Raw genomic sequence first — 1,300 nt, forward strand, 5'->3', positions numbered from 1 at the left:
TGGGGAGCGGGATGATGCTCCCATGCTCTACATTGGTGAAGAAGTTGGGATTTGTACCCAAGAGGATGCTGCCAACTTCTGTAACCCAGATGAGCTGGTAGAAATTGATATTGCGGTTGACCCCTGTGAAGGCACCAACCTAGTGGCCTATGGCCAAAACGGTTCCATGGCAGTGCTAGCTATTTCCGAGAAGGGCGGTCTATTTGCTGCTCCTGACTTCTACATGAAGAAGCTGGCAGCACCACCCCAAGCCAAGAATCATGTAGATATCAACAAGTCCGCAACGGAAAATCTGCAAATCCTCTCCGATTGTCTAGAGCGCTCCATTGATGAACTGGTGGTAGTTGTGATGGACCGTTCCCGTCACAAGGACTTGATCAACGAAATCCGGGGAGCTGGTGCTCGGGTGCGACTGATTAGTGACGGTGATGTTTCCGCCGCCATCTCCTGTGCCTTTTCTGGTACCAATATCCATGCCTTGATGGGCATCGGTGCTGCCCCAGAAGGGGTAATCTCAGCAGCAGCAATGCGTGCCTTAGGGGGACACTTCCAAGGTCAGCTGATCTACGATCCCGCCATCGTGAAAACTGGTCTGATTGGGGAAAGCAAAGAAAGCAACATTGAACGGCTCGCAAGCATGAAGATTACCGATCCCGATAAGGTTTACAATGCTGAAGAACTAGCCTCTGGTGAAACCGTACTGTTTGCTGCTTGTGGTATCACCCCAGGAACCCTGATGGAAGGGGTTCGGTTCTTCCAAGGTGGAGCACGGACTCAAAGCCTAGTTATTTCAAGTCAGTCCAAGACCGCTCGGTTTGTGGACACCGTTCATATGTTTGAACAGCCCAAGTATATCCAATTGAGCTAACTCTTAGGAAGAGGGTTTTAACCCTGTAGGTAAGCATTCAGCTGTCAGCCGTCAGCGAACAGCCGTCAGCTGAATGCTTACCCCTGTTGCGGTTAGGGCGTCTCTTCTTGCCTCGGAGATCCCCCGTTGGTCCCCCTTAAAAAAGGGGGACTTTGAGTATGGCTCCCCCCTTTTTTAAGGGGGGCTGGGGGGGATCATAATCTTGCAGAAAACTTTGAAAACACGCCCTAGCAACAGTAGTTCAAACTTGAAGGAAGGTGAAAAACCTAGTTTAACCCTTCCTTCAAGTTCGTTTTAGGAAGGATTTGTAGAAAACATTTGTACCAACAAACCGATAAAGAATTACTAAGATAACGGTTTTAATCCTAATAAAGTACACAATATTTTTTCCCTACTCCCGTCTTGATGCAGTCGCTCATGGGGGAAACCACG

General features: G+C 49.0%; 1 protein-coding gene. It reads left to right on the forward strand.

Features of this window, described 5'->3' with window-relative positions; genetic code table 11:
• Positions 1–868 (forward strand): fructose-bisphosphatase class II family protein (locus F6K20_RS38855; RefSeq protein WP_287298491.1); only part of this gene is annotated, 868 nt, incomplete at its 5' end.
• Positions 869–1,300 lie beyond the last annotated feature (432 nt).

Source organism: Moorena sp. SIO2C4 (genome assembly GCF_010672485.1).
GTDB lineage: Bacteria > Cyanobacteriota > Cyanobacteriia > Cyanobacteriales > Coleofasciculaceae > Moorena > Moorena producens.